At 44.4% G+C, this 26,848-nt stretch carries 26 protein-coding genes and 1 pseudogene; 19 read left to right on the top strand and 8 right to left on the bottom strand.

What is annotated here, in order from left to right; translation table 11 throughout:
* Positions 1-124: 124 nt before the first annotated feature.
* Together AC0L6N_RS19215 and AC0L6N_RS19210 are read right to left on the bottom strand one after the other, a co-directional pair.
* Positions 125-2,548, bottom strand: a complete 2,424-nt coding sequence (locus tag AC0L6N_RS19215) for an efflux RND transporter permease subunit (RefSeq protein ID WP_473476937.1) — start codon at positions 2,546-2,548, stop codon at positions 125-127.
* Positions 2,549-2,555: 7 nt separating this feature from the next.
* Positions 2,556-3,446 (bottom strand): MlaA family lipoprotein, encoded by an 891-nt coding sequence (locus AC0L6N_RS19210; RefSeq protein WP_473481385.1) that lies wholly within the window; start codon positions 3,444-3,446, stop codon positions 2,556-2,558.
* A gap of 386 nt (positions 3,447-3,832) precedes the next feature.
* Between AC0L6N_RS19210 and AC0L6N_RS19205 the strand changes: the two genes are divergently transcribed.
* Positions 3,833-4,405, top strand: a complete 573-nt coding sequence (locus AC0L6N_RS19205) for a lipid-binding SYLF domain-containing protein (protein ID WP_473476935.1) — start codon at positions 3,833-3,835, stop codon at positions 4,403-4,405.
* Between the two features lie 22 nt (positions 4,406-4,427).
* Here the strand turns inward: AC0L6N_RS19205 and AC0L6N_RS19200 are convergent, their stop codons facing one another.
* Positions 4,428-4,952 carry a MarR family winged helix-turn-helix transcriptional regulator gene (locus tag AC0L6N_RS19200; RefSeq protein WP_473476932.1) on the bottom strand — a complete coding sequence of 175 codons (525 nt, stop codon included), beginning with the start codon at positions 4,950-4,952 and terminating at the stop codon, positions 4,428-4,430.
* Between the two features lie 491 nt (positions 4,953-5,443).
* Between AC0L6N_RS19200 and putP the strand changes: the two genes are divergently transcribed.
* From putP to AC0L6N_RS19175, 5 genes are all read left to right on the top strand, one after another.
* Entirely contained in the window at positions 5,444-6,937 is a 1,494-nt protein-coding gene (gene putP / locus AC0L6N_RS19195; RefSeq protein ID WP_473476930.1) for a sodium/proline symporter PutP, read from the top strand.
* An 11-nt stretch (positions 6,938-6,948) separates the two neighbouring features.
* Positions 6,949-8,055, top strand: coding sequence for a glutamate 5-kinase (gene proB, locus AC0L6N_RS19190; protein WP_006991535.1), 1,107 nt, complete (start codon positions 6,949-6,951; stop codon positions 8,053-8,055).
* Between the two features lie 2 nt (positions 8,056-8,057).
* Positions 8,058-9,299, top strand: a complete 1,242-nt coding sequence (locus AC0L6N_RS19185) for a glutamate-5-semialdehyde dehydrogenase (RefSeq protein ID WP_473476927.1) — start codon at positions 8,058-8,060, stop codon at positions 9,297-9,299.
* Positions 9,300-9,566: 267 nt separating this feature from the next.
* The gene (gene nhaA / locus AC0L6N_RS19180) at positions 9,567-10,985 is read left to right on the top strand and encodes a Na+/H+ antiporter NhaA (RefSeq protein ID WP_473476924.1); all 1,419 of its coding nucleotides are present in this window, start codon (positions 9,567-9,569) and stop codon (positions 10,983-10,985) included.
* 118 nt (positions 10,986-11,103) lie between these two features.
* Complete coding sequence (locus AC0L6N_RS19175; RefSeq protein WP_473481383.1) at positions 11,104-12,237, top strand: MFS transporter; 1,134 nt, start codon at positions 11,104-11,106, stop codon at positions 12,235-12,237.
* A 22-nt stretch (positions 12,238-12,259) separates the two neighbouring features.
* On the opposite strand, the gene AC0L6N_RS19170 is transcribed toward AC0L6N_RS19175, so the two are convergent.
* Complete coding sequence (locus AC0L6N_RS19170) at positions 12,260-13,414, bottom strand: mechanosensitive ion channel family protein (RefSeq protein ID WP_473476921.1); 1,155 nt, start codon at positions 13,412-13,414, stop codon at positions 12,260-12,262.
* A gap of 110 nt (positions 13,415-13,524) precedes the next feature.
* On the opposite strand from AC0L6N_RS19170, the gene AC0L6N_RS19165 reads away from it, so the two are divergent.
* From AC0L6N_RS19165 to AC0L6N_RS19120, 10 genes are all read left to right on the top strand, one after another.
* Positions 13,525-14,487: a YihY/virulence factor BrkB family protein gene (locus tag AC0L6N_RS19165; RefSeq protein ID WP_473476919.1), complete on the top strand. Its 963-nt coding sequence runs from the start codon at positions 13,525-13,527 to the stop codon at positions 14,485-14,487.
* Positions 14,488-14,608: 121 nt separating this feature from the next.
* Entirely contained in the window at positions 14,609-14,767 is a 159-nt protein-coding gene (locus AC0L6N_RS19160; protein WP_006991541.1) for a YqaE/Pmp3 family membrane protein, read from the top strand.
* A gap of 121 nt (positions 14,768-14,888) precedes the next feature.
* Positions 14,889-16,019: a DUF748 domain-containing protein gene (locus tag AC0L6N_RS19155; RefSeq protein ID WP_473476916.1), complete on the top strand. Its 1,131-nt coding sequence runs from the start codon at positions 14,889-14,891 to the stop codon at positions 16,017-16,019.
* A 61-nt stretch (positions 16,020-16,080) separates the two neighbouring features.
* Positions 16,081-17,058 (top strand): endonuclease/exonuclease/phosphatase family protein, encoded by a 978-nt coding sequence (locus tag AC0L6N_RS19150; RefSeq protein ID WP_473476913.1) that lies wholly within the window; start codon positions 16,081-16,083, stop codon positions 17,056-17,058.
* A 217-nt stretch (positions 17,059-17,275) separates the two neighbouring features.
* Entirely contained in the window at positions 17,276-17,452 is a 177-nt protein-coding gene (locus AC0L6N_RS19145; RefSeq protein WP_006991544.1) for a DUF1328 domain-containing protein, read from the top strand.
* A gap of 46 nt (positions 17,453-17,498) precedes the next feature.
* The gene (locus AC0L6N_RS19140) at positions 17,499-17,693 is read left to right on the top strand and encodes a hypothetical protein (protein ID WP_006991545.1); all 195 of its coding nucleotides are present in this window, start codon (positions 17,499-17,501) and stop codon (positions 17,691-17,693) included.
* Positions 17,694-17,870: 177 nt separating this feature from the next.
* Complete coding sequence (locus AC0L6N_RS19135) at positions 17,871-18,050, top strand: hypothetical protein (RefSeq protein WP_041714140.1); 180 nt, start codon at positions 17,871-17,873, stop codon at positions 18,048-18,050.
* A gap of 105 nt (positions 18,051-18,155) precedes the next feature.
* On the top strand, positions 18,156-19,511 hold the full coding sequence (locus AC0L6N_RS19130; protein WP_473476909.1) for a DUF2254 domain-containing protein: 1,356 nt from the start codon (positions 18,156-18,158) through the stop codon (positions 19,509-19,511).
* A 242-nt stretch (positions 19,512-19,753) separates the two neighbouring features.
* Positions 19,754-20,575: a 2,5-didehydrogluconate reductase DkgB gene (gene dkgB, locus AC0L6N_RS19125; RefSeq protein ID WP_473476906.1), complete on the top strand. Its 822-nt coding sequence runs from the start codon at positions 19,754-19,756 to the stop codon at positions 20,573-20,575.
* A 382-nt stretch (positions 20,576-20,957) separates the two neighbouring features.
* Positions 20,958-21,524, top strand: coding sequence for a BON domain-containing protein (locus tag AC0L6N_RS19120; protein WP_011576827.1), 567 nt, complete (start codon positions 20,958-20,960; stop codon positions 21,522-21,524).
* A gap of 575 nt (positions 21,525-22,099) precedes the next feature.
* On the opposite strand, the gene AC0L6N_RS19115 is transcribed toward AC0L6N_RS19120, so the two are convergent.
* Both AC0L6N_RS19115 and AC0L6N_RS19110 read right to left on the bottom strand, forming a co-directional pair.
* The gene (locus AC0L6N_RS19115; protein ID WP_473476903.1) at positions 22,100-23,083 is read right to left on the bottom strand and encodes a transposase; all 984 of its coding nucleotides are present in this window, start codon (positions 23,081-23,083) and stop codon (positions 22,100-22,102) included.
* 58 nt (positions 23,084-23,141) lie between these two features.
* A pseudogene (locus tag AC0L6N_RS19110) lies at positions 23,142-23,255 on the bottom strand (transposase); the annotation flags it as partial.
* A 498-nt stretch (positions 23,256-23,753) separates the two neighbouring features.
* Between AC0L6N_RS19110 and AC0L6N_RS19105 the strand changes: the two are divergent.
* The 3 genes from AC0L6N_RS19105 to AC0L6N_RS19095 all read left to right on the top strand — a co-directional run bounded on the left by AC0L6N_RS19105 (position 23,754) and on the right by AC0L6N_RS19095 (position 24,983).
* The gene (locus AC0L6N_RS19105; protein ID WP_473476901.1) at positions 23,754-24,254 is read left to right on the top strand and encodes a hypothetical protein; all 501 of its coding nucleotides are present in this window, start codon (positions 23,754-23,756) and stop codon (positions 24,252-24,254) included.
* Positions 24,255-24,508: 254 nt separating this feature from the next.
* A complete protein-coding gene (locus AC0L6N_RS19100; protein ID WP_473476898.1) occupies positions 24,509-24,646 on the top strand; it encodes a hypothetical protein in 138 nt (45 codons plus the stop codon).
* A gap of 82 nt (positions 24,647-24,728) precedes the next feature.
* Positions 24,729-24,983, top strand: coding sequence for a hypothetical protein (locus AC0L6N_RS19095; protein WP_473476895.1), 255 nt, complete (start codon positions 24,729-24,731; stop codon positions 24,981-24,983).
* Between the two features lie 156 nt (positions 24,984-25,139).
* Here the strand turns inward: AC0L6N_RS19095 and AC0L6N_RS19090 are convergent, their stop codons facing one another.
* A complete protein-coding gene (locus AC0L6N_RS19090; RefSeq protein ID WP_473476892.1) occupies positions 25,140-25,847 on the bottom strand; it encodes a cupin domain-containing protein in 708 nt (235 codons plus the stop codon).
* Positions 25,848-25,891: 44 nt separating this feature from the next.
* The gene (locus AC0L6N_RS19085; RefSeq protein WP_473476890.1) at positions 25,892-26,512 is read right to left on the bottom strand and encodes a glutathione S-transferase family protein; all 621 of its coding nucleotides are present in this window, start codon (positions 26,510-26,512) and stop codon (positions 25,892-25,894) included.
* Positions 26,513-26,848 lie beyond the last annotated feature (336 nt).

The raw sequence follows: 26,848 nt of genomic DNA, 5'->3' as shown, positions 1-26,848 counted from the left end.
CCAAATATATTAGTTGCTGAATTTTAAAGGTTTTTCAATTTTCTGTTTGTTTTTTGTGCACCAAATAGTGAAGAAATGCGACACCAAAGTAGCCTTTACTCACTGCAGCAAATCCGTAACAGCATTAAGAGCCTGCCAAAGCAGGTTTGGGCTTGACGAATTTTTTAAGTAGTACGGGCAGTAATGTGGTGTCGGTTATAAACGCCAATAGCATGGCTAAGCAGGTTAATAATCCAAAGAGAATGCTTGGCACAAAGTCGGAGAAACTGAGTAACGAAAAACCTACAGCGATAATCGTCGTCGTATAAATCAATGCAAAACCGACAGACTTGAATGTATTTTGAACGGCCTGCTGGCTGTCATTAGACTCTTTATTCAACTCTTCTAGGTAGCGGTGCACAAAATGGATTGTGTCATCTACCGCGATCCCCATAGCAATGGCTGAGATGGTGATGGTCATTAAGTCCAGGGGGATGGCTAGCCATCCCATCACTCCCAAGATGACCAAAGTCGTCAGTATGTTTGGAATAACCGCGATAATGGCGACTTTAAATGAGCGAAATATTACTAGTAGCACTAGTGTTAATGCACCAAAGACCAAGCCTAGTGTCATAATCTGGGAGGTAAACAACCGTTGTAAAATATCTTGATACAGTACAAATAAATTCGTCAGGCTGTAGCTGTCAGGCGCTATTTCTAACATGTCTAAGTCGTCACGAAGGGTCTGCAAAAACTCTGCACGGTTAAAGTTCTCTGTGCTGTCTTGAATACGTGTGCTAATACGCAATTGTTGATTTTCAGGGTTAAAGTAGGCGCCAAGCAGCTGCTCGGTGAGAGAATCATCCAGTAATGTGTAAATGACGGTTAACTCGTACTCGGTCAGTGGCTTGCCCTGATTAACCTTTTTTGCTAACTCGGTGAAGTTAACCACTGAGGTAATATTGCCAGTGGCTTCATACTGGCGCATCACATGCTGAATTTTTTGTAGGGTCTGCACTGTCTTAGCACTCATGACCAAATCATCGCGACGCTCGTCTTCAGGGATGGTGTAAATCAAGTCCAAAGGCGTTGACCCACCGAATTCTTTGTCAATAAACTCCAACTCCGTGCGTACTTGCGTGGATTCTTTAAAATAATTTAGGAAGCTGTTCTCGACATCTAATTTTAGCACCCCAAAAATTGCTCCGCCGCCTATAACGAGGGTGGTTAATACAATGAAAGTGGGGCGCTTCAAACTAAAGGCGCTAAGTCCTGATACCAACCACTGACTCAGGCGGCCTTCGTGGCTGTCACCCTTGCGCGTAAATGATGCCAGTACCGCAGGAAACAGGATTAAACTTGCGCTGATAGACACTCCCATTGCTACTATCATCATCCAGCCAAAACTCACTACGGGCTGAATGCCACTAAAGAGTAAAGAAGCAAAACCCACGCTGGTGGTAATACCTGCATATAGGCAGGGTTTGAATTTATTGATAAACGTTTGACGTAGCAGGTCTTGCTGATTCGATTCAGTATCTGCTGCTTCTAATTGTCTAAACTCGACGATGAGATGCACGGCTACGGCCAGCGTGAGTATGAGCTGCAGTGCAATAAAGTTTGATGAAATGACTGTGGCTCTAAAATCTAACACACCGAATAACCCGACGGTCAGCAATACACTTAAACCGCAGCAGAGAAGTGGCAAAACAACCCAACGTATTTTTCTAAACAATACAAACAGTATGAGACATATCGCCAAGCCGATAGCACTGCCAAATAACAGTAAATCGCTTTGTATGATGTCAATCATTTGCTGGCCGAGTACATAGGCTCCACCTAAGAATAGATCGGCGTCGTCTTTAAACGGTTCTATGATCTGATAGATCTGCTTTATCTCTTGCTGACGAGTGAGTTTGAGTTGTTCTTCAATGGGTTGCGCCTTCGCTTTCAAGGCTTCAATTTTCTGCTCGTCTTCTTCGCTTAGCTCGGTGTTCTCGCCCTGTAGAATGCCCTTTTGGATCGCAATAATTTGACTCTGTATATCCAGTAGCTCTTCGTTGGGCTTAAACACGATCTGCATGGCGGTGGCAGTTTGGTCTTGATTCACCAAAAGGTCAGTAAATAACGGGTGATCAGTAAAGACCTGTCGCATTCTATCTGGCGAATACCGATTGGCTTGCCATGTAAGCTGTTCTGGCTTTAAGTTTGGGTCCAGTTCATTCGACAGTGAAAGAAGAGGAACATTCAGAATATTAGTTACGCCGCCGACTCTGGGTAAGTCTTTAAACTCACTGGATATTTGTTGGATATCATTAAACGTTTGTTGGCTAAACAAGGCGTGATTCTTTGGTTTGTATGCGACCAAAATAAATTCTTGAGGAGAGAATCTTTCGTTTACCACCTGAGTCTCAACGAACATCTTATTGTTTTTTATCAGCAGAGTATCGGCAGATGCATCAATTTTAAATTGCTGCGCAGACCAAGCGGCTAAAGTGCCGGCCAATACAGAAACAACAAGAATAAGCTTGGCGTGGCGAATAATAAAATTGGCTAAAAAGGCACTCATTACTTGCTTACTCCTGCGGTGATGCTGGCGCATCATCCGCTACGCCAGTCGGTTCTACTGCAGCGCCATTTTGTAATTCTGGGTACTGTTGATCGCGAAGCATGCTTTGCATATACAAATTACGGAAGAATACATAGGGATCGTCTGTTTCACTGCGTAGCTGCTCGTAGGTGGGAGCTTCTGGGGCGAATGCGTGAAACCCTCCATATGCTTGGATGTATAGAGTCTCGGGGTTTTCGGTAGCATATTGAATGGGATGGAATACAGATTCAGTGATAGTAGAAAAGCCGTTTCGCAAGTCGGATTGGCCTAATACAGGGAGTACTAAGTAACTGCCGTATCCCACGTCATAGTTGACCAATGTGTCATTGATGGTCGACACTTTCTCATTAATTTCGAACCAAGATGTCGCTGGGTCAAAGAGCCCTAATATGCCTACGGTAGAGTTAATCAAAAAGCGACCAACGCTCTTACCACTGTCGCCTACATCCCCTTGAAAGAGCTGATTCAGCGCGTTGAGCGGTTCACGTATATTACTAAAAAAATTGCCCACACTATTTCGTACAGGATCGGGAACGACCTTTGTGTAACCTTTTGCCGCTGGAATTAGAACGTACTCAAACAATTTATCATTAAAGGCAAAGATGGGACGGTTGATAAACTCTAACGGATCTTCAAACGCTGCGTTCTCGCTAAAACTAACCCCCTGAACACTCTTTTCAGCGGGATAACTTACCACAGTAGGTTCGATGGTTTGTGAACCATGAGAGCTATTAATAACCAGCTCACTTTGGGTCTCGTTTGTTTCTTGAACTTGGTTCTCGCTTTGCTCTGGTGAATGAGAGCTACAAGCACTGAGGAATAATGCAGCGCTTAGCACCGCGCCTACAATGGGCATGTTACAAAAATAATGTGAGCGCAAACTGTAATTCCTCTAGAAGTAAACAAGATTGAGTAAAAAATCCGCTGTGTTATTGATTATTTATGGGCTTTTACACAATAGGGTGGGTAATGGGATACAAAATCCATTCCATCTCTAAGTTTATGAATTGTATTAACTTATTTGAACTTCTCTGTATATCTGTCAATTCTGTGAGAAAATTATACCGACTGAATATGACAAAGTTACCGATTTAACAGGATTCGGGTTACAGAGACCTAACGTTCACTATTGTCTCTGCTTCTTATATTTAATTAACGTTTATATATCATGCAGTTAAGCCATATGGTTTAGTACTTGCAGAGAGGCAAAAGAAATTTACATTCGCTCCCTAAGGATAACTTATGCAGTACAAATCAATACTTTTTGGCCTTGTGGCCGCGGTTTCACTTCTATTTGTCGGTGGTTGCTCTACTACAACACAAGCAACTGTCACTCAAAAGCGTCAGGCTGTTCAAACCATGAACGATAAGGTGTTAACAGAGTTGTTTGCATTAAAGCCTAGTGTGCGTTCTCAAATAAATAGCGCTCCTGGCTATGCGGTATTCGACAACGCGAACGTGAATCTTATTCTAGCTAGTTTTGGCGGCGGTTATGGCGTGGTAACGGACAATCAAACCGGCCAGAAAACCTATATGAAAATGGCAGAGGTGGGGCTAGGTCTAGGCGCTGGCGTCAAAGACTTTCGCGCCGTTTTTGTTTTCCATAACGAAGCAGTCATGTCACGGTTTGTTGAGGAAGGTTGGGCGTTTGGTGCCCAAGCTGATGCTGCCGCCAAGGCCGGTGATAAAGGTGTAGCTAAAGGCGGAGAAGTGACCGTAGATAACATCACTATTTATCAGTTAACGGAAAGTGGATTGTCTTTACAGGCGACGGTAAAGGGTACTAAGTACTGGAAAGACAACGAACTTAACTAAGTTGAACTAACCAGCGCCAACGTTATTTATTTGTACCGGCGCTAGTTTGCGTAGTCGTTGCTTCGACTGTGGTAGTCAATGTGTGAATCTGCCCAACTTGCAACAATGGTGCGGCGTCGAGCGCTTCAGCATCCATCATTTTAGCGATGCGTTGCATCGTTGATACTAGTTGGGTTTGCTCCCACTCATCTAACGACTCGAAGCGATTAATGAAATGCTCTTGCAATAAAGTGGGAGCATTTTTAAATGCAGCTGAACCCGACTCGGTTAAACGTACACCTACTTTGCGCTTATCAATTTGTGAACGTTCTCGCACCACATAACCTCGGGCTTCTAGTCTGTCGAGTATGCTAGTGACAGTCGCTGAACTAAGGTTAATGTGATTAGCAATATCTTTGACCATAACGTCATCGTTATTGGCAATCTCTTGCATGACGATAAGCTGAGGGCTGGTTAACCCAGACTCTTTACTGAGCTTCTTGGAGTAAAGGTCAATTGCCCTTATTACGCGTCTTAGCGACACTAATAACTCATCGTATTTTTTCATTATGGGTACCTGCTTAGTCATTAACGGCGAACCCTAGCAAATTTTCCCTTGAATGCAACCTAAAGCACTTTTTCTCAAGTGAAAAAGTGTAAAGGACCGATCTTGCTCTAGGGTTGAAGGTATCTATGCTAGCAGCGATCTAACTTACTCAATTTATGACGTTTTTCAGGGCTTGGGTTATCTTTTGACTCAGCTAGATCCGTATTTATATTTGATCTTTGGACAGTAATTGAGCATAATGCTTCGTGTACTAATTAATTGACCTGTAATTATCAGTGCACAACTCATCATTTATCACGGAGACAAAATGAATACGCTTAAAGCGATCGGTAGTACGCTTACTAAACCTGCCACTTTATTTATAAACGCTATTTTTCATAAAACGAGCTTTTGGTTATTAACCTGCGCTTCTCTTCTCGTTCTTGCTACCCACAACCAATCTCGCGCTCGCACAAAAAGCCAAACTTCCACAAGCCATTAATTAATACAATATGAGTTACATTTCTTTAGCAGTATATTTTATCGCTATGCTGGGGATAGGTGTGTTCGCTTATCGCCGTTCGACTAGTGATATGTCTGGCTATATCTTAGGTGGCCGCCAAGTCAGCCCTCAAGTCACTGCACTTTCTGCAGGGGCATCAGACATGAGTGGCTGGATGCTTATGGGGCTTCCTGGAGCCATGTTCGTTAGCGGGTTTGATAGCATGTTTATTGCTATTGGCTTGTTAGTCGGCGCGCTGGCTAACTATATTTTGGTTGCCCCGAAATTACGGGTTTACACCGAGGTTGCCAATGACGCTCTGACTATTCCTGAGTTTTTCGCCAAGCGCTTCAACAATAAGACAAGCAGTATCCGAATCATTTCTGCGGTGATCATTGTGATGTTTTTCACTCTCTATACCTCTGCGGGCTTGGTTGCTGGGGGCAAGTTATTTGAATCTGCTTTCGGTTTAGATTACCAACTTGGGCTATTTATTACCTTAGGCGTTGTGGTGTCTTACACTCTGCTGGGTGGCTTCTTGGCGGTATCGCTAACCGATTTTGTTCAGGGCTGTATTATGTTCGTTGCTTTGGCTTTAGTACCCATTGTTGCATACCAACATTTTACCAGTAGTAACGAAATGCTCGACTTTGCGTATCAGTCAATCCCGACATTCTCTCAGTCGATGAGTGATATAACCGCTCTTGGTTTGGTGTCTAGTTTAGCGTGGGGATTGGGGTATTTTGGTCAGCCGCATATTATTGTGCGATTCATGGCTATTCGCTCGGTGCCTGCGGTTAAAACGGCACGTAATATTGGCATGAGTTGGATGACGGTCACTATTACAGGCGCACTGTCTACTGGCTTGGTTGGCGTTGCGTATGCTAATAAATTTAACTTAGCAGTGGATGACCCTGAAACTATCTTCATTATTTTCTCAGAATTGCTATTTCACCCGTTGATCAGTGGCTTCCTATTAGCTGCGATTTTAGCGGCTATCATGAGCACCATTTCTTCGCAATTGCTGGTATCAGCCAGTTCTTTGACCGAAGACATCTACCGCCTCAAAGCGGGCAATGAAGTCAGCGATGAGCAAACCGTAAAAATGGGACGCTATGGCGTTGCAGGTGTAGCAATCGTCGCCTTGTTACTATCACTGGATAGTAACAATAGTATTTTATCATTGGTCAGCAATGCGTGGGCCGGCTTTGGCGCCGCATTCGGACCGTTAGTGTTGTTTTGCTTGTACAAAGCAAATTTAACCCACAAAGCTGCTGTAGCAGGCATCGTATCCGGCGCTGTAACCGTGTTGGTTTGGATTTATGTGCCACTGCTACCCAACGGACAAACGCTTTCCAGCGTGATGTACGAAATTGTCCCAGGCTTTATTGTAAGTGCTGCTGTTATCTGGCTGGTGAGTCAGTTTGGTGAAAAACCAAGTAAAGCCACAGCGGCTATGTTCGACGAAACCAATCAGGTTTTAGCCAAACAACATTCAAATTAAGGAAACATTCAATGGATCTTTCACAATGGAAACGCGTTGTAATAAAAGTAGGCAGCGCGCTAATAGCGCCACACCGTAAAGGGTGTAGCAGTCATTACTTGCTCAGTATCGCGCAATTTATTGTGCGCCTAAGAGCCAATGGCGTTCAGGTTGTACTGGTATCATCAGGGTCAGTGGCAGCAGGTTCGCATTTGTTCCCCGAAACGGACAATGTAGATATCGCTTTGAAAAAAGCCATGGCCGCAGCCGGTCAAACTGAAATGATGGCCACTTGGGACAGACTGTTTGACTTCCCAACGGCACAAATTCTATTAACCCATGGTGACCTACGTGACCGTGAGCGTTACGTGAGTATTCGTGAGACAACGTTTACGCTTTTAAATAACGGTGTACTGCCGATTATTAACGAAAACGACACCGTCACCACGGATGACTTAAAAGTGGGCGACAACGATAACTTGTCAGCCATGGTAGCAGCCTCAGCTGATGCTGATGCACTTATCATTTGCTCAGACGTCGACGGATTGTATGACAAAAACCCCAATACCCATGATGATGCGGTATTACTACCTGAAGTCACAACAATTGACAGCCGCATTTTTGCCATGGGTGGCGGCGCAACGAGTGCTGTGGGAACAGGTGGAATGAAAACCAAAATCGAAGCAGCTGAAAAAGCCACTTCTCATGGTATCGATACCTTCATTGTCAATGGATTTAAGGCAACCACCTTCAATACTTTACTTGAGGGCAAAAACCCTGGCACGCACTTTAGGCCTTACGCTAAACCCATGCAGGAAAATGTGCATTGGATGACGCATACCGCGTCAGAACAAGGTGAAGTGGTAGTCGATAACGACTTTGACACCACTTTTGCATTAGAGGGTGAACAACTCACCAGTGATGAGATTGTCGAAGTAAACGGTAATTTCTCAGTGGGAGACACCATTTTATTGAGAAAAGATGACGGGACGCGAATAGCGAAAGCGCGTTCGAATTACAGCAGTTGTTTGTTGAGTTTCATTGCAGACCAGGATGATCGTGAATTTGCCGATGAATTCCAAAATAGAACAGGTCCTATCATCTCGAAAAAGAATATCGCTGTATTGGAGAAACAATAAGCATGATTAAAGAATTAGCACAAAAGGCAGCGAAAGCGGCAAAAGTACTGGCAGTATTAGACGAAAAAACCAAAAACCAAGTTTTACAGGACATGGCGGATGCATTGCGTACTAACGCAGACGTTATATACGCGGCCAATAAGATGGATTTAGCGCAAGCCGAAAAAGACGGCTTAGGCGCTGCTATGATCGACCGCCTCACCTTAAATGAAGAGCGCGTAGAAAGTATGGCCGCAGGCATTGAAACCATCGTCTCTCTACCAGACCCTGCAGGACAAGAGCGGATCATTGGCGAGCGCCCTAACGGCTTGAAAATCAGCAAAATGCGTATTCCATTAGGCGTGGTATGCATGATTTATGAAGCACGCCCGAATGTAACAGCTGACGCAGGCGCTTTGTGTTTTAAATCTGGTAACGGGGTTATTTTACGTGGTGGTAAAGAAGCCCTAGGCAGCAGCAAAGCCATTGCCGCGATTTTACAAGACGTGTTGCAAAAGCACAGCTTGCCCGTTGAACTTATTACCGTTGTACCAGATCCTGACCGTGAACTGATGATGGTATTGATGCAGCAAAGTGATTATATCGACGTGATCATTCCGCGCGGTGGTGAAGGTTTGATCCGCCACGTGACCGACAACAGTAAAATACCGGTTATTCAACATTTCAAAGGTGTGTGTCATCTTTACATAGACAAAGACGCAGATTTACAAACTGCCATCGATTTGTTGGTAAACGGTAAGACACATCGCACAGGCGTATGTAATGCACTTGAAGGTCTGATTGTGCACAAAGACATTGCTGAGCAGTTCTTACCATTGGCTGCAGCTGCCTTACACAGTAAAGAGGTCAAAATTAACGCAAGCGCGCAAGCAGCAAGCTATTTTGATAACGCCAAGGTCATTCAAGATGATGAGTTCGGTGAAGAATACCTGGATCTCGAAATTGCGGTAGGCATCGTCGATGACTTAGACGCAGCATTTGAACACATAACCCGCTTCGGCAGCCATCACACAGAGGTTATCTGTACTGCTAATGAGATAACGGCTAAGCGTTTTCAGCGCAGTGTTGATGCGTCAGTAGTCATGGTAAATGCATCTTCTCGCTTCTCGGATGGCAGTGAGCTAGGGCTTGGTGCTGAAATAGGCATAGCAACGACTAAGTTACATGCTTATGGGCCAATGGGGCTTGAGTCATTGACGGCTGAGAAATACTTAGTCAGTGGCACTGGTCAAGTTCGCGCCTAAAAACTTCTTTTTCGGTTTAGGAAATAAGCCCCTTGAGTGCCTCACCTGAGGTTGGCTAGGTTCCTGCATTGTCACTCGGTATTCATTGAATTTTGAGTGCCGAGGCATGCTAAACAGCAATCGATTAAGACTATTCAATGGAGTTAACACGCAAGTGTTAACTCCATTTTTGTATGTTTATTTGATAACCCACGTATGGCTTTCATTGAGCGCTGCGCATGGTCACGACACTCACCTATGGCTTATGCCTACACAAGAGTGACGACCATGAATCAGCTTCAAGACAAAGATCGCGAACTGGCCCCCTTAGAGCGAAAGTTTAATCACTTCATTTGCTCGTTCGAGCAGTTTTTTAAAAGCCAAGCGACTGCCAGTATCACTTTACTGCTAGCCGCTATTGCCGCCATGGTGATTGCTAACTCACAGTGGCATGAAGCCTATGAAGAAATAAGCCATATGGCGTTTAGTATCTCTCTGGGGGATTTCGCCATTAGTCATTCCCTGCATACATGGGTGAATGACGGCTTAATGGTGTTGTTCTTCTTCTTGCTTGGCTTAGAGATCAAGTACGAATGCTTGGTAGGGGATCTAAAAGATTTTCGTGACTCAAGTCTTGTTATTGCCATGGCAATTGGCGGTATGTTACTCCCCGCTGGCATTTACGCCGGGGTTGCGCTAACCGGAGTGGACGAAGCGTTGCGTGGTTGGGGAATACCCATGGCCACTGATACTGCTTTTGCATTGGGCATTCTGGCATTACTTGGCAGTAAGGCACCGCGCTCGGCAGCGGTAACCTTGTCAGCTTTAGCGATTGTAGACGACATGGGCGCAGTAGCCGTCATTGGCTTGTTTTACACTGAAAACATACACCTAACCTCCCTCATGTATGCGGGCCTGACGTTAGGCGGCCTGTTCGCGTTAAATGTACTTGGTTTTCGTCGGCCTATTTTTTACCTCGTTGGGGGCATTCTGCTGTGGTGGTTTGTGTTGCAATCAGGTGTACATGCAACCGCAGCAGGTATTTTGGCTGCGCTAGCTGTCCCTACAAAGCCTTACGCGCAAAGTACTTGGTTCGCTACTAATATGCGTAGTGTATTAAATCGTTTTGAGAAAAATGACCGCAAGGATAAATCCATTTTAGAGCAGCAAGATCAGCATGAATTAGTAGAGCAAGCTCAAGATATTGCCGCCATGACAACCACACCAATACAACGCTGGGGCCATGTGCTAAATCGGCCTGTCAGCTTGATCATTCTGCCCATTTTTGCGTTTATTAACGCAGGGGTGGCACTACCTGATGACCTCAGCAAAATATTCGACTCGGTGGTCTTTATTGGGGTTGCCAGCGCTATGGTACTAGGGAAAGTGATTGGCATTAGTGTGTTTGCTTGGATAGCTGTTAAAAGTGGCTTCTCTCGCTTGCCTAATGGGTTAGCATTTGGACATGTTTTCGCACTGGCATGCTTAGCCGGGGTGGGCTTCACTATGTCATTATTTATTGCATCACTGGGCTTTGCTGGTCATCCTGAATTATTGGCGCAAGCCAAATTGGGTATCTTGGCCGGCTCCGTCATAGCAGCCATAATCGGTACGACTTTATTTCTAATGATAAAGCATAAAGTGCACGAAGAGCCTAAAGACGAGCGGCATAACAAGGCAGGCTTACCGCAGACTGACCAAGAGTAGTTGATCTTAAAAAAGGTTCTAAACATACTGAGCTTACTGTTATTCGCCTATCAAGGGTTCAACTTTGAGTCAGAACAGCAATGTTAACGCCTTTTTGCGCTTGGTTGTTATATCGACAATGACCAAACTGGCGGATATTCTCATATCCGCTAAAACTACCTTACCTTGGGTGCTCACTAGCATAGGTGCACCGAGTTGGATGATTTCTCTGTTAGTCCCCATTCGAGAATCTGGCTCACTTATTCCCCAGTGGCCGCTTAAGCATCGAATCGAACGCTACGTTAAACGCCAACGCGTATGGCGTGTGGGTGTGCTGGTGCAAGCATTGGCGATACTAGGCATGGTGCCGGCAGTGGCGATGTTAGATGCTTTTTACGCTGGCTCCGCTATTCTCATTTTGTTGGTGATACTCAGTCTGGGGCGTGCTCTATGTTCGTTGACCATGAAAGATATGGAGGGCGTGTTAATCAAAAAGGGTCGCCGGGGCAAATTAGTAGGGATAGCCAGCGGAATTTCTGGCTTGTTGTCTTTGCTCAGCGCCGGGGCACTCATTCTAGGTAAAGAGCAGTTTGAACAAGTTTGGTTGCTGTTTATCGTGGGGTTCGCCAGCATATTGTTTATCGCAACGCTACCCTTATCGTTGGCGTTAAACGCTGAGGTCAAATCAGAAAGTGATCGCGGCGGGGACTCTTTTTTGCAAACCCTGAAAGGGGACGCTGCATTAGTGCACTTAATCATTAGCCGTTGTTTATTGCTGCATAGCGCTTTAATAGCCCCATACTTCGTTAGCATCACCACAAGTCAAGACGATACCTTTCAGCTACCTTATTTTATCGCGGCCAGCTCATTAGCCGCGTTTTTATCTTCCTATGTCTGGGGTTCATGGTCAGACAAAAGTGCAGTGCTGACTATACGTATTGCCAGTGTGATATGTGTGGTAGCAGGCGGAGTGTTCTATTTTTGCTACCAGATGGGTTCGCTTTGGCTCAACGTTGGTTTATTCTTTTTGCTCTCGGTGGGATACGCAGGAGTTAGAACGGCGCGCAAAACCTACTTGCTGGATATTGCCAACGGCGATACCCGCACCCAATATGTTGCGACCGCCAATACGGTTGTCGGTTATGTGTTGCTCGCTTTTGGCGGTTTTTATGCTGTGGTTTACCCGATGATAAATGAACACATTATTGCTTTGATGACAGGCTTTTTGATCCTTGGTCTTGCTCAAAGCTACTGGCTTAAAAAAGAGAAGTAGCGCGAGCGATTTCGCGACTCGCTCAAAGAATGTTTTGCCCTTGCTCTGGATCACGAGCCTGCTTTGCTTGCTCGCGTATGTCATGGGTGTCGCTGCTTAAATCATCTTGATGCTCGATGGCATCGCTATCTTGCTCAATGGCTTCTTTGTTAATGGGCAAAGAGCGTAAGGCTTGAGGTTCATCAGTCAAGCTACTCTCCTGTGATGATATTTGATGAACTGGCACACCTTGAGGGAAGATTATCTCACGCGCATCGTCTGGCATACTGATATTGTTTCTTTCAAATTCGCGCATGATTAAGCGCATTAACATTGAAGACACTTTAAGCAGGCTATATTGCTGAGCATCGATCCAAAAATAGACCTTTAGGTTCACCGTAGATGAGCCTAATTCGTCCACCAATACTTGAGGCTCGGGGTCTTGTAAAATGGTAGGTTGCGAGCTAAGCACCTTTGTGGCCAATTGTTGAGCCTCCAAAATACTGGAGTCATATCCAATACCGATAGTGAACTTGCCTCGCATTTTCGGGTTGGCAGTGAGATTACGTATAATATTTTTATAAATAGTCGCATTGGGAATTTGAATGTGATTACCATCGAAGTCGACTAAAGTCGTCGCCCTTGCTGTTACTTGCTTTACAATCCCTAACTGCCCCTGTACCTCAATGACATCGTCAATTTTAAAGGGCTTTTGCACGCTTAGCAGCAAACTCGAAATAAAGTTCTCCGCGATATCACGAAACGCGAACCCAAGAATTAAGCCCATGACTCCCGTGCCGCTGACAATCGCGATAGCAAATTCACTTAAGCCTGCAAATCTTAAGAATACATACAGACCAAGTAAAATAATTAGCAGGCTGATAGTGCGCCGCGTCACAAGCCTAATCAATTCACTCTGACTTACGTATCCGATAGGCCTTACAAGCAAAGTAGATACGGGCCTCGCGAGGGCATAACAAATAATAAAGAATACCAACCCCAGCGTGAGCATAGGTAACGCCATCACAACGTTGTGCCACAAATGAGTGACATCTGCCCATACATCCAACGGCTGCGTCATTAGAGGCTCTTCAGTTGTATTTTCCTGAGCGAAGACGGCGGGCACGAATATGGCATAGGTTAATAATAATGACATAACAACAACGGCGTTTTTACAAGAGCGAATAATTAAGTGCATATGCCACCTGACAGTTTCTAATGCGCATAGAGCATGAAGTTCGAATTAAGTGTGAGGCAAGATAGGTGCCACGCCGATTTCAGTGTACAAAATAACTAAAGGATATGCCCGTGAGCATTAATCGTGGAGAAACAGCAACCAGCCCAAGTCAAATTCCATTTTCTGGATGGTGGGATATTTTACGTCGTACCGTGAAAAAAATGCTCGATGACAACCTATCTTTGATTGCCGCAGGGGTCGGTTTCTATTTCTTGCTGGCAGTATTTCCATTATTGGTGGCTTTTATATCGATATATGGCTTGCTGGTCTCGCCGGATGAACTGCAACAGCATTTGAACCAACTTATAGGGGTCGTGCCGGACCAAGGTCGGCAAATTATTTCGCAGCAAGTTGAACGCATCATGAGCAAATCAAATACTGCATTAAGTACGGGGGTGGTGTTCAGTACTCTATTTGCGGTGTGGAGTGCGAGTAAGGGCGCCCAAGCGATGGTAACCGCATGCAATATCACCTATGGGCAAAGCCAAAATCGTGGCTTTTTAATGATGCTCGTGATGCGTGTATTATTAACTGCCAGCGCAGTCATGTTACTTGTAGCTGCGCTTTTTACCATTGCGGTGTTGCCCATTTTATTCTCGTATGTGGGCCTGCATCATTACGCCAGCGTACTGGTGCAGTGGCTAACTTGGCCTTTCTTAGCACTGGTATTTAATTTGGCGCTTTCCGCTTTTTATCGCTACGGCCCTCACCGAAGCACCGCTAAGTGGCGCTGGGTCACCCCCGGGTCTTTATTGGCCAGCACATTGTGGGTTGCCTTTTCATTCGCGTTTTCATTCTATCTTGGGCAGTTTGGCCAATACGACAAAATGTATGGCTCTCTTGGCAGTGTAGTGGTCCTGTTAATGTGGTTCTATCTAACGGCCTATATCATTTTACTGGGGGCAGAGTTTAATGCTGCCATGGAGCATCAGACTGAAAAAGACAGTACCCACGGCCACGACAAAGCCCAAGGTAACAGAGGGGCCCATGTCGCGGATACTCGCCCAGATGATTTAAAAGAAAAAGAAGATTAGCGCTATACACAATTTATATTTGCTACTTTTAGAAAGTAGGAACGCTAATTGCCTACTTAATCATTAAGTACACGTTATTTACTTTTAACCACAAGCATATTGATGAAACAGGAGCGTTATTATGGATTTAATAAGAATACTGATTGCTATTTTACTACCACCTCTAGGTGTGTTCCTTCAAGTAGGCCTAGGCGGCGCGTTCTGGTTGAACATACTGTTGACGTTGTTGGGCTACATCCCAGGTATCATTCATGCGGTCTGGATTATCGCTAAACGTTAAACCATTTACATGACCTAAGAAGGCAAGCTGTAAAAATGCCCCTTAGGTGTGTAAATTCTACCCCAATTAATCCTAATCACCCGCGTCCAGCGGGTGAATACTTTGTATCTCGGAGCGGAAAATGGCACATCGTCGGCGTAAAACTGCGATAACCCTAATCAGCTTAGCGGTCATCTTGGTCGCGCTAAGACTGGTTGCCCCTTACGCAGTGCAAAAAGGGGTAAATTATGCCATTAGGACCACCCCAGGGCTGAGCGGTCAAGTGGGTGACGTGGATATCGCACTCTACCGCGGCGCGTATCAAGTTGAAAATATCGAACTCACTCTAGTGGATGGTGACCTACAAAAGCCGCTAATTAGTATTCAGCAACTCGATATTTCTGTGCTTTGGTCTGCGTTGCTTCGCGGCAACATCGTCTCTGAAATGACTTTTCTAAAACCCCAGTTTTACTACGCAGATGATGTACAGCAAGAGGAAAAAATTAATCAAGATGTGCAAAACGAGCAAACTTGGATAACATTAGCAAATCGCTTAGTGCCCTTTTCCATTGACCGGATTGATATTATTGATGGTCGCCTCACATTTGAAACCATAAGTGCCAAGCGCAAGACCTTGACCGAAATCACGGATGTACACGGCCAAATTACCAACTTAACGAACAGTAAGCAGCGTTCTGGCTCATTGGTAACACACCTCGCGCTAGATGCAGAAATTGCTGGGGTCTGCCCATTAGCGGTTTCGGGCTCTTACGATCCTTACGCGGCCAAGCCGACTTTTAATGTAGATGTGGAAATGCAGCGTTTACCGGTTAAACACATCGACCACCTCATCAGCTTTTATTCCCCCTTTGACTTAGAAGCAGGGCAAATTGATTTTGCAATGGAGTTTGCTTCCAAGCAGGGGGATGTTAGCGGCTACGTAAAGGCTGGGGTGTATGATTTATCGGTGTTTGACTGGCAAGAAGACGTAGTTAAAGATGGCGACAACCCATTTCAGTGGTTGTTTGAGGCCGCCGCTGGCGGTATCGCTGAGCTGTTTGAGGGCGGAAAGAAAGACCTTATTGCCACTCGTGTGCCTTTAAAGGGCAAGATAGATGATATTCAAACCCCGCTTTGGCCTGCAATAGGGGCTATTATTAAAAATGCATTCATTAAGTCACTTGATATCAAAGTTGATAAAGTTGTGTCTCTACCTGCATCAACAACACAAAAAGATATACCCAAGCGACTGTTTGCTTACACTACAACCTGAATGTCTAGGTTAAAAACAACCTGGTTCTACTGATAGCCAATGACTAAAACCGAGAGCGAAGATGTTTACAACCTTGATAATTTCAACCAGTTTTTTAATACTGCTGACGTTCCTGCCACTTTTACCCAGTGATCACTGGATTGTGCGCGTCTGGGAATTTCCCAGACTACAAATAGCGGTGTTGCTGATTATTAACCTGCTGGTGATCGGCAGCTTCTATCACCAAAACCTGTCATATATGGCTGGTATGCTGGTGACGAATTTTGTTGCGCTGGCTTATCAAATACATTGGATTTTGCCCTACACGCCAATTGTGCAACCCATGGTCCCAATGAATGACTCTGCGGACCCGAAGCGCAGTATTAAAATCATTAATTCAAACGTATTAATGACAAATCACGATGCCCCCAAGCTTCTCAAGCTGGTGGATCAAGAAAAGCCACATATCTTAGTCACGCTTGAAACTAATCAGTGGTGGCAAAATGCTTTGTCACCACTACATGATGATTACCCCTATCGGGTGAATTTCCCGCTAGAAAACCTTTACGGCATGCATGTGTTTAGCCGCTTGCCTCTGAGTGACATTAAAACCGCTGAGCGAGTAGAAAAAGGCGTGCCCTCAGTGCACTGCATTGCGACTTTAGAAAGCGGCGAGAAAATACGTTGCCACTTTGTGCATCCAGCACCTCCAAGCCCAACAGAAAATGAAGAAGCCACTGAACGAGACAGAGAGTTACTTGGCCTAGCTAAGGAAATAGCTAGCACCGATAGCGAAACTGCTTTACCAGTGATCGTCAGCGGAGATCTAAACGACGTGGCATGGTCACCCACCACGCAAGCATTTTTGCGCGTAAGTGGTATGTGCGACCCGCGCATTGGTCGAGGGGCCTTCAACACATTTCATGCGCAGCATGTTTTAGCGCGCTGGCCTTTAGACCATGTTTTTCACAGCGAAGACTTTGAGCTGGTGAATTTGTCGCGTTTACCAGAAATAGGCTCTGATCACTTTCCGCTGCTGACCGAACTCTGCCTCAAATAAAACCCTCAGAGGCGAGTTCAAGTTCGGAAACTTGTTCCTTTTCGAATTGTAAATATTTCAACTTTTAGTTACATATCAAATTATTTCTTTTTTAATGTCAATTGAAAAGTGCATATAAATCAGTTGGTTAAAGTTTTTTATTGGTGTGGCACGATTAGCGCATTAACTCATTCGACATTCAGATTCGAATACAGTATTGAATACTAAGGAGATTACTATGTTAGGTTGGGCATTAACGTTTTTAATTATCGCAATCTTAGCTGGTGTAATGGGTTTCGGCGGTATAGCTGGAACGGCTGCAGGAATTGCAAAAATCATTTTCTTTGTATTTCTAGTGCTATTGGTACTATCGTTGGTAGCAAATGCTATTCGCGGTAAAGGCCCTAAAGTCTAGATATACAAAACACATTTATTTATAACTAACGATACGGAGATTCATTATGAACTTACTTAAAAAATTTACTCTTTTAGCCATGGTTTTCAGTTCACTTACTTTGGTGACAGCGTGTAACGACAACAATGCTGAGAATGCAGGTGAAAAAGTCGACGAAATGATGACTGACACAGGCAACGCAATCGAAGATGCGTGTGAAGATGTGAAAGAAGGCGCAGGCGCTGAAGACAACGATTGTTAATCTGCTCAGGTAGATGAACAAATTGATTTAATGAAAAGGGGTGCTTGCACCCCTTTTTTAATGCTTATACTAATACAACGACCTCAGCGAACGTTACACCTAAATGTGAAGCTCAATAGGCGAAAGCGCGACAGAGGTTGTTCAACTACAGGCTACTTCAGCCTAGGAGTGTGCAAAATGTTGATGCAAATCACTATCGTGTTTTTAATTATTGCGGTCGGTGCCATCGTTGCTTTGTCGGGTGCCATGAGCGGCGGTTTTCTTACTACGTTTTTTATCGCATTTGGGCTTTTCGTGGTCGTAGCCCTAGGTGCAGCAATGGTCGCAGCAAAAAAGAAAAATACAAACAACCACTAACCGCTGGCGTTTGAGTGTAGCCAGAGCACCCACAGTCGCATGAGTTTTATAACGGTGGCTCTGGTCCGCACTAAGTAATCTCTTATCAAAATAGGTACACACTGGATGTCAGTACATATGAACACACGGATCATCACGCTATGGGAAACCATCCGTACCAGCTTTTGGTTTGTGCCATCAATTATGGCGCTTATTGCCATTGGCTTATCCCAGGCAGGCCTCGCTTTCGATCGTTTCGGCGCTGACAGTGAGCTAGATATACTCGCTGATTTTTATCAGACCACTCCCGAATCAGCCCGAGCTTTGTTAACCACCATAGCTACCGCCATGATAACGGTCACTAGTATTGCGTTTTCCATCACGGTTGTGGCGCTGACCTTAGCTTCTTCACAGTTCGGCCCTCGGCTTATTCGTAATTTTATGATGGACACGGGTACCCAATGCGTTTTGGGCTTCTTCCTGTCTACGTTTATTTATTGTTTACTGATTATTCAGGCCACCAAGTCTTTTGAGCAACAAGAATTCGTGCCTGGCATCAGCATTCTCACCTCCGTGTTACTCGCAATCGTTGGAGTAGGGGTGTTGATTTATTTCATTCATCACGTAGCTAGCGCAATTCAGGCAGATAACGTCATTGATAACGTCTATCGCGAACTTAACGACATTATTGAACGCTTATTCCCGAAAATTGAAGAGCCAGACGAGGCTGATACGACTGCAGAACAGCGTGTCTACACAGCACCAGATTTCGACCAGATTTACCCTAATAGCCAAGCTATTCAATCGACGAGCAGCGGATATGTACAAACCTTGGACATAGAACAGCTACGAGCCTTGAGTGAAAACAGTGATATGGCGCTGAGCGTACATTACATGCCAGGAGACTTTGTAATGCGAGGCTCTGTGATCGCCATCGCTTATTTTAATGGTGCTACGCTTTCTTGCCAACCTAGCAAGATTACCGAATTGGTGCGTTTAGGCTCTCATCGCACCCCAGTGCAGGACGTGGAGTTTGCAATCCGTCAATTGGTTGAGATTGCCGTTCGCGCCTTATCACCCGGTATTAACGACCCTTATTCAGCTGTAACCGTGGTAGACAAGCTTAGCGCTGTGTTGTGCACACTCACCGACAAACCCTTTCCGCCAACTATCTACGAAGACGACAACGGCATAACTCGACTTCAATGCAAGCCCGTGGCTTTCACTGGGTTGGGTGAAGCGGCGTTTAATCAGATCCGCCAATATTCGAAAGACAGCCTAGCAGTCACCATTCGTTTACTGGAAGGCTTAAGCAGTATTTTGCGTTTTAGCCGTAGCCCCGAGCATAAACAGTTCGTTCGCCAACAGGCCGCTATGATTGAACAAATACAGAGCAGCTCACAACTAGCTGAGCATGACTGGTTGGATATAAAGCGCCGCCTAGATGATATAAAGCGCCACCTAGACAGTGACAGCAGCTAACAGAGTCTTGCAACGATCACTAAAGCGTTGCAACGATCAGCAAAGCGTAGTGATAGGCAGTCAGTAACGGCTGCAAATAGCGTTGAAAATATTTCACGTTAATCTGCTCTATCTCACATCTCTTATTGTTTATTCTATACATATCAATTGGTTACTTTTTGGCATGGTATTCGAATAGGTTAATCCACATGTTCACCGCGTTGTCTTGCTCAAAGTCAGCGCTCCAACAGAAGGACTGATTTATGAATTCATCAACATTCGCTACGCCAACAATACCGACTCCAGGATTCGGTACATATCGCCTAAAAGGGGATGATGCCAAACTGGCGGTAGAGAACGCGCTTGATGTGGGTTACCGTCATATTGATACCGCACAAGCTTATGAAAATGAAGCTGAAGTCGGTGATGCTATTTCCGCCTCTAAAATCTCTAGAGGTGAGCTCTTCGTCACGACTAAAGTGTGGTTTGATAACCTCAGTGCCGATAAATTTATAACGAGCGTGCAAAATAGTCTGACTCAGCTCAATACCGATTATGTTGACTTACTGCTCATTCACTGGCCGTCACCGGACAACAAGGTATCGATGGCAGAATATCTTAAGGAACTAAAGGCGTGCAAAGAGCGCGGTCTGACGAGACATATCGGTGTGTCCAATTTCACCCAAAGCCAGCTTGATGAAGCCCTGTCGATTTTAGGTAAAGATCATATTCTGACCAATCAAATCGAGGTACATCCTAACTTTCAAAACAAAGAGCTGGTGGCATACTGCCAACGCAACAACATTCAAGTAACCGCATACATGCCCCTAGGTGTGGGTAAAGTGATGGAAAATGACATACTGAATGACATCGCCAGTGCCCACGATACAACATCATCTGCGGTCGCATTAGCGTGGTTAAGTCATAAGAAAATCGTGGCGATCCCTTCATCCACCAATGTGAACCACATGCGTGACAATCTCACGGCTAAGCAAATGATGTTAACTGCCGAAGAAATCGAAAAAATCGATGGCATTGAACCTCAAGAACGTATTGTTGACCCTGACTTCGCACCAGACTGGTAAAGATACCTATTACGTGCTCACGAAAGTCTTAACCTGAGGTCGATTTGTACCAACCCCCGTAAATCATTAATCGTTCAGTGAAAAATAAAAAACGCCTCTGCCTCTTTTGAGTTAGAGGCGTTTTCATGTGTGTAGTAGGGCCATTTTACGTTTTAACGCTTACTCAATCTTCACTTTCACCTTCAACCTCCAATCATCAAGTAAAAATGGTCAGAAAGTCTCGGTATTATTAAAGAATTATTTACAAGTCCCTGGTAATAAATTTCACAAGTGATGATGTGAAAGTGTGACTAAGATGGAATAAAGTTACTTAAAATCAATGGATTAACTGGTTGGCATTGAATTGGCATTAATTACTTCGAATCTTAAAAAGGAGATATTTATGAAAAATTCAATCATTTCAGTATTAGTAGCCGCCACACTTGGTACAGCCTCTCTAGCTGCGAATGCAGAGAATACTTGGAAAGATACAGCGGGCGACGCTTGGATTGACGGTAAAGCCGAAACCACATTAATGCTTAATGGCAACCTTGACTCGTTTGACATCAACACAGATGTTAAAAACGGCAAAGTCACCCTAACAGGTAAAGTTGACCGCGAAGTCGACAAAGCGCTAGCGTCAGAGCTCGTTATGTCACTTGATGGTGTAACCGATGTCGATAATCAGTTGACGGTCATCCAAGAGTTAGATGAAGAGCAAGACGGCGAGGTCATGCAGACTCTTAACGATGCGAAAATTGAAACGGTAGTAAAAACCCGTTTAATGTTTGAATCAGAAGTGAGCGGCTTGGAAATTGAAGTCGAATCAAAAATGGGTGAAGTGACCCTTTCTGGCACGGTTGATACAGACGCAGAGCGCCAGTTGGCGATCAAGATTGCTGAGAATACCAACGACGTAAAAACCGTTGTTGATATGCTGAAAACCACAGAGCAAGGCGGCAACGCATAGAAATAGTGCTACAAAGCTAAATAGAACACCCGCTTCGGCGGGTGTTTTTTTGTCTAGAGTTTATGATGGTCTACAAATATTAATTAGCTTTCCTAATATTTGAATAAAAAACTGAGCGACTTAGAGTTTTTATATAGACACCCATAATAAATTCTTTCAATAGAGTTTTCATATAGACACCCATGATAAATTCTTTAAAAAATCGTCTTTGTTTTTTTTGGCTAGCAAGAATTAACTTACAGCTATGCACCCCCTCTTTTAACCTGGATGGCTGGGGACTTCATTGGGAGATTTGACTGCGAAGATAGGGAAGAGTTTTTATATAGACACCCATAATAAATTCTTTCAATAGAGTTTTCATATAGACACCCATGATAAATTCTTTAAAAAATCGTCTTTGTTTTTTTGGCTAGCAAGTATTAACTTACAGCTAAACACCCCCTCTTTTAACCTGGATGGCTGGGGACTTTATTGGGAGATTTGACTGCGAAGATAGAGAAGGAAAAAAACAGTCTTTTACGGACATGTAAAAGGCACGAGATGTTGCGTATCGTGTGAATTTGGTCAAATCAGGTTTATGCGCGCTTTAATAATTCTCTCGCTTTGGTCATTCCTCGCAGCCGTTGATGGTGGGTATGGCGTTTAAATGCATTCATCATTTGCTCCGCACCTGCTGCGTAGCAGAAGTGTTTTTCGAACTCAGTTGTTAATGTTAACCACTGAGCAGCGTCTAGGCCTAATCTTTGTAGAATAGGACTGTGAGTGTTATCAATATGACCGGCCTTGTCATCACGAATGCATCGGCCTGTCGTGTCTACCAATTCACAATAGTCTTTGAGTGAATATGCGATACCTTGAGGCATTTCTTCACGAGGATTACCTACAAACGGCATTAACACGTTCGGTTGTGGTTGTTGGTTTTTAATGGCGTGAATGCGCTTTTTGATACTGGTGTGTTTTGACGTTTCGGGTGTTTTTGCCATTTTTGCACGAATGGGATTCAAGTCCACATAGGCCATACACGCTAAGACCGCACTCTCATCTAATAGGGCTTGTGATTTAAATCGTCCTTCCCAGAAACGACCAGTGCAGCCATCCTCTTTATTGGCTTCGCGAGCAATATATTCATTCAAGTCACGCATAAACCAGCTTATGTCATACAAACGTTGCCGATAGGTTTCAACGGTCTCATCAAAGGTGATTAGCTCTCCTTGGCTCAGCGTATCGCCATTCATAAACTTCTGAGTCAGCAAAGTGCCTCTGTGTAGCTTGTGATAGCGCCTCAACACTTCATCGCTATTCCAATTGTCAGCCATTATTTTATTCACACATAGCACCACATGCGTGTGATTATTCATGACCGCATAGGCACAAATATCTATGGCGAATACCGTAGACAAAAACAACAAGCGCGCTTCAACCCAGCCTCGGCGATGCTCGTAACTTTGCCCAGAATGCGTATCGACTCCGCACAAGAACGACTGCCTTACGCAGCGGGAAACGCAATGGTAATAAGGGGTATCGATTAAACTAATTTGGCTTTTTCGAGGTTGAGGCATAATCCATCTACCTGACTAAATGAAACACCAATCAAGTGTAGCTCAGCCCTGAAAATTGACCATTTTTATAATGGGTGTCTTGATTACTGGATTTGTTCCGCACACACCGGGAAACGCAATGGTAATAAGGGGTATCGATTAAACTGATTTGGCTTTTTCGAGGTTGAGGCATAATCCATCGACCTGATATAAATGAGACACCAATCAAGTCTAGTTCAGCCCTGAAAATTGACCATTTTTATCATGGGTGTCTTGATTACTCGACCATTTTTATCATGGGTGTCTTGATTACTCACTTGTTTTGATTACTTTGCTGCTGTTCTCTTGATTACTGCTGTTCTCAGCCTGAGTCATTTGCGCGAAACTCTAAATTGATAAATGGAAGCGGTAGTTTGTTATCGCTAAAAGGATGGGAGCTATATTTGAACGGCAGAGCGATACCGCTTATATGTCGAGTAATTCTAATTATTGTTAGATAGCAAGTGATTGGGACATTCGTCATTCTCGTAGCTTTGTCTTTTTGATGGTAATTAATTTAACCTGTGCAATGCGTTTTATCTTATGCTAAAACACCTCTTCTAACGAGAGGTAGGGGCTCCAAATATTCAACCCTGTATTTCTAAAACTGTGTCCTTCTCTTGTTGCCACTCTCAAAACATAAGGACATATTTTGAAAAAATTAGCGCTGCTTATTCCTTTTATATCGTTAAATTGCTTCGCAGAAGAAACCCAAGATAAAGACTTTTCAATTGGCATAGGTATAGGTTCGATGTACACAGGTATCGGGGCCAATCTGTCGTTACTGTCTGAAAATGATTTGAAATATATTTCTGTCGGCTGTGTCGAGTATAGCTCTCGTCTCGGTTCAACTTGTGGGTTTGGAGCAGGTTGGATTAATACAGACTTATTTGACTTCGATTCCAATAAGCATGGTTTTGGCGTCTATGCTGGCTTGGTAGGGCGAGAGTCATATTTTAGTAGAGCATCGACGACCGAAGGAATAGAGGTGTATTACCATGACGATAATATTTATGGAGCGGGCATCAGCTATACCTATTTTATGAATGGCATAAATCGAAGAGGGGCAACATTTGGCGTTTCATTTCACGCGACTAATGCAAGCGTTGAGTCAAAGTTTGGTGGCTTCCTTCAAGTTGGTTACCAGTTTTAAGAAACCGGTAGGGTGTAGTGCAGCAAGAGTGGTGTAATCAGCACAGAATACGGCAGTTTAAAATTAAGATGTAATAACAGAGCAAAAGTGCTGAAATTGATTATTAAATTAGAAACCTTCGGCTAATGGGAGCATTTTTCATACAAGGTAGTTTATGCAGATAGTAAAATTATTCATCTTATTGATATCGTTTACTGTAGGGAGTTGCTCAACGCTTCCTTTCAAACAACAAGTTGCAGAAGAGGCGATATTTTATGGCGGGGGGATTAACCTTGGTCATAGCAAAGGGCAGTGCAATCTTATTCGAAATCGATGTGGCAAAATCAACTATTCGCAGTGGGAAAATAACGATGGAGCAACTCATTGCTCCTGCAAAGACAATTAAAAAATAACAGCAAAAAACCGAGTGAACAGCAAGTGACTAACATAACGCTTTCGTTTGCTTTGCCTGTAATGAGCTTTAAAGGATTAACCGTGAAAAATGTATTATTAATCAGCCTTTTTTCAGTTGTGCTTACGGGTTGCAGTGTTACGAGTGAATCGAAAGATATCGCTGATTGTTGGGATATTGTTGATAAACGAGGTGCTGATAAAGGTAGAGTCTTAGATTCAACCTTTGATTCTTGTATCGACACCCGAGCAAAGGCGCGCCATCAGAAAGATCGCAGCGACACCGCATCGATTTGGTTTGATTTTCTGTTTGGCTCATCGAAAGACCGAGTTCGCTAACAGAATGGGCAAAATGGGCAGAGTCGGTGTCACGCTCACTCAAGCCCTACTTTTTTCTTCTCTTTTATTTTCTCTCACACGTGCAATCAACCCTGCAGCTGCAAAACCCTGTAACCATCTAAGCCTGTAACGGTCGTGCAAACCTGCCAGTCATTACTATTTAGCGTTTTGAACACGCGCTATTTGCTCGTCTACAAACGGCAGATGCTGGGTTTTTATCCATACCCTTGCGCCGGATTTACCGGCTTTAGCTTTGAATTGACTGTCTGTGGGCAGGCGCAGCCAGCTGTGCTTTTCTAGAGTGTCGCCGCCTTCGCTAATTTCGCCTGTAAGCACTAGGGCCTCAAGGCCTTTGCTGGCTTTAAGCTCAAGCACACTGTTGGGCGCTAATTCATATACGCTGACGACTTCATACTCATCACGATAGAGTACTTTGCTTATTACGCCTGTCGCGGGCGGGTTAAATTCAAATGATGATGCAGCGTCATCTGCTCTGGCAGGTACGTTCACGTGTAATCTGTCATCTGGGTTGAATTGCCATAGCTTTACAAAAATTACGCAGCCTTCATCAGAGCCAGGTTTATGTGACGATTGAGGAGGGTTGCGAATATAGGAGCCTGCAGGAAAGTCACCATGCTGATCTTGAAACACGCCCTCAAGCACGATGAATTCTTCGCCGCCGGTATGCACATGAGGCGAAAATTCACTGCCTGGTGCATAGCGCACTATAGTGGTTGCCCGAGCGACTTCATCACCAACGCGATCAAGCGGCCTACGGTCAACCCCTGGCATCGGTGATGCTACCCAAGGCTGCTTTTGGCTGTGAACAACGACACGCTGGCTAAAATCGGCATTAATATTCATATATAGGCTCCTATCGATGTATCAATCATATCGTTTCTGGCGTATTAAGCTGCAATACTCGGGCGTTTAGCAACTCGGTCGCGCCATGCTTGCAAGTGCGTTAAGTTGGCAGGAATACCGACATCACAAAAACTACCGAATACCAAGCCACACCACAGGGTAATGTCGGCCATCGTAAATGCCTCACCCGCTACATAGCTATGCTCGGCCAATACACTGTCAAAATAAGCTAAACCTGCCATTGCGCGTGCATGTTGTTTTTGACCCCAATCACTATTTTGATACGTTTCTAACTCAGGGCCTAAACCGTCGGTTGCATGATGAAAGTAAGTGGCAATAGCGTCAAGCACTTGGGTTTCAGCGCGGCGCTGCATCATGCTGATGACTGCACGCTCTTTGGGGGTTTCACCGGTCAATGAAGGGCCAGCAAAATGATGATCAATGTATTCAGTGATCGCTGGGGATTCAGAGAGATAAGTGCCGTCGTCTAGTTCGAGCACGGGTACACCGGCAAAGGGGTTTTTGCGTAAAAAGGCTGCACTTCTGTGCTCAGCATTCATCAAGTCCACTGGTTTAAAAGTCACGCTATCAAGGGCGTTTTTCTCAGCTAATGCGATACGTACGCGAAGCGGGTTAGGGAAGTTCTCAACGTCATATATGATCATGGCTATCTCTTTGTTATTTAGTACAGTTTGTTAAAGGCTTAATCACTTTTGGTGATCTTGGGCTAGTGAGACTGATGCTATTCACTTTGGTAGTACTAATTGTATTAATCTACCTACTGGTAGGTAGTTATAGTGATTGAGCTAACTCTTGTCAACGACTTTAGGGTTTACTTTGCTCTGCAAAAAACACGAAACGCTCTAGGTTTAGAGTTTTTATCTTATTAATTCAATTGCATACAATTTTTTGTGGATGAGGTTAACCTGCTATGCTTCTGAAGAGTTTAAGGGGGATACCCTCAGAAACGGTACCAAACAGATGATAGGGCGGCACCAGCT

The organism is Paraglaciecola sp. G1-13, assembly GCF_055809255.1.
This window is presented reverse-complemented; position numbering and strand designations above follow the sequence as displayed.

What these genes read in the sequence shown, in the direction of transcription:
- AC0L6N_RS19215 (WP_473476937.1), bottom strand. Translation starts at nt 2,548, where the DNA reads ATGAGTGCCTTTTTAGCCAATTTTATTATTCGCCACGCCAAGCTTATT.
- nhaA (WP_473476924.1), top strand. Translation starts at nt 9,567, where the DNA reads ATGAATCAGCTTCAAGACAAAGATCGCGAACTGGCCCCCTTAGAGCGA.
- AC0L6N_RS19210 (WP_473481385.1), bottom strand. Translation starts at nt 3,446, where the DNA reads ATGCCCATTGTAGGCGCGGTGCTAAGCGCTGCATTATTCCTCAGTGCT.
- AC0L6N_RS19130 (WP_473476909.1), top strand. Translation starts at nt 18,156, where the DNA reads ATGTCAGTACATATGAACACACGGATCATCACGCTATGGGAAACCATC.
- AC0L6N_RS19200 (WP_473476932.1), bottom strand. Translation starts at nt 4,952, where the DNA reads ATGAAAAAATACGATGAGTTATTAGTGTCGCTAAGACGCGTAATAAGG.
- proB (WP_006991535.1), top strand. Translation starts at nt 6,949, where the DNA reads ATGGATCTTTCACAATGGAAACGCGTTGTAATAAAAGTAGGCAGCGCG.
- AC0L6N_RS19155 (WP_473476916.1), top strand. Translation starts at nt 14,889, where the DNA reads ATGGCACATCGTCGGCGTAAAACTGCGATAACCCTAATCAGCTTAGCG.
- AC0L6N_RS19175 (WP_473481383.1), top strand. Translation starts at nt 11,104, where the DNA reads ATGACCAAACTGGCGGATATTCTCATATCCGCTAAAACTACCTTACCT.
- AC0L6N_RS19100 (WP_473476898.1), top strand. Translation starts at nt 24,509, where the DNA reads ATGGCGGGGGGATTAACCTTGGTCATAGCAAAGGGCAGTGCAATCTTA.
- AC0L6N_RS19145 (WP_006991544.1), top strand. Translation starts at nt 17,276, where the DNA reads ATGTTAGGTTGGGCATTAACGTTTTTAATTATCGCAATCTTAGCTGGT.
- AC0L6N_RS19115 (WP_473476903.1), bottom strand. Translation starts at nt 23,083, where the DNA reads ATGCCTCAACCTCGAAAAAGCCAAATTAGTTTAATCGATACCCCTTAT.
- AC0L6N_RS19150 (WP_473476913.1), top strand. Translation starts at nt 16,081, where the DNA reads ATGTTTACAACCTTGATAATTTCAACCAGTTTTTTAATACTGCTGACG.
- dkgB (WP_473476906.1), top strand. Translation starts at nt 19,754, where the DNA reads ATGAATTCATCAACATTCGCTACGCCAACAATACCGACTCCAGGATTC.
- AC0L6N_RS19160 (WP_006991541.1), top strand. Translation starts at nt 14,609, where the DNA reads ATGGATTTAATAAGAATACTGATTGCTATTTTACTACCACCTCTAGGT.
- AC0L6N_RS19135 (WP_041714140.1), top strand. Translation starts at nt 17,871, where the DNA reads ATGTTGATGCAAATCACTATCGTGTTTTTAATTATTGCGGTCGGTGCC.
- AC0L6N_RS19185 (WP_473476927.1), top strand. Translation starts at nt 8,058, where the DNA reads ATGATTAAAGAATTAGCACAAAAGGCAGCGAAAGCGGCAAAAGTACTG.
- AC0L6N_RS19085 (WP_473476890.1), bottom strand. Translation starts at nt 26,512, where the DNA reads ATGATCATATATGACGTTGAGAACTTCCCTAACCCGCTTCGCGTACGT.
- AC0L6N_RS19205 (WP_473476935.1), top strand. Translation starts at nt 3,833, where the DNA reads ATGCAGTACAAATCAATACTTTTTGGCCTTGTGGCCGCGGTTTCACTT.
- putP (WP_473476930.1), top strand. Translation starts at nt 5,444, where the DNA reads ATGAGTTACATTTCTTTAGCAGTATATTTTATCGCTATGCTGGGGATA.
- AC0L6N_RS19120 (WP_011576827.1), top strand. Translation starts at nt 20,958, where the DNA reads ATGAAAAATTCAATCATTTCAGTATTAGTAGCCGCCACACTTGGTACA.
- AC0L6N_RS19140 (WP_006991545.1), top strand. Translation starts at nt 17,499, where the DNA reads ATGAACTTACTTAAAAAATTTACTCTTTTAGCCATGGTTTTCAGTTCA.
- AC0L6N_RS19090 (WP_473476892.1), bottom strand. Translation starts at nt 25,847, where the DNA reads ATGAATATTAATGCCGATTTTAGCCAGCGTGTCGTTGTTCACAGCCAA.
- AC0L6N_RS19170 (WP_473476921.1), bottom strand. Translation starts at nt 13,414, where the DNA reads ATGCACTTAATTATTCGCTCTTGTAAAAACGCCGTTGTTGTTATGTCA.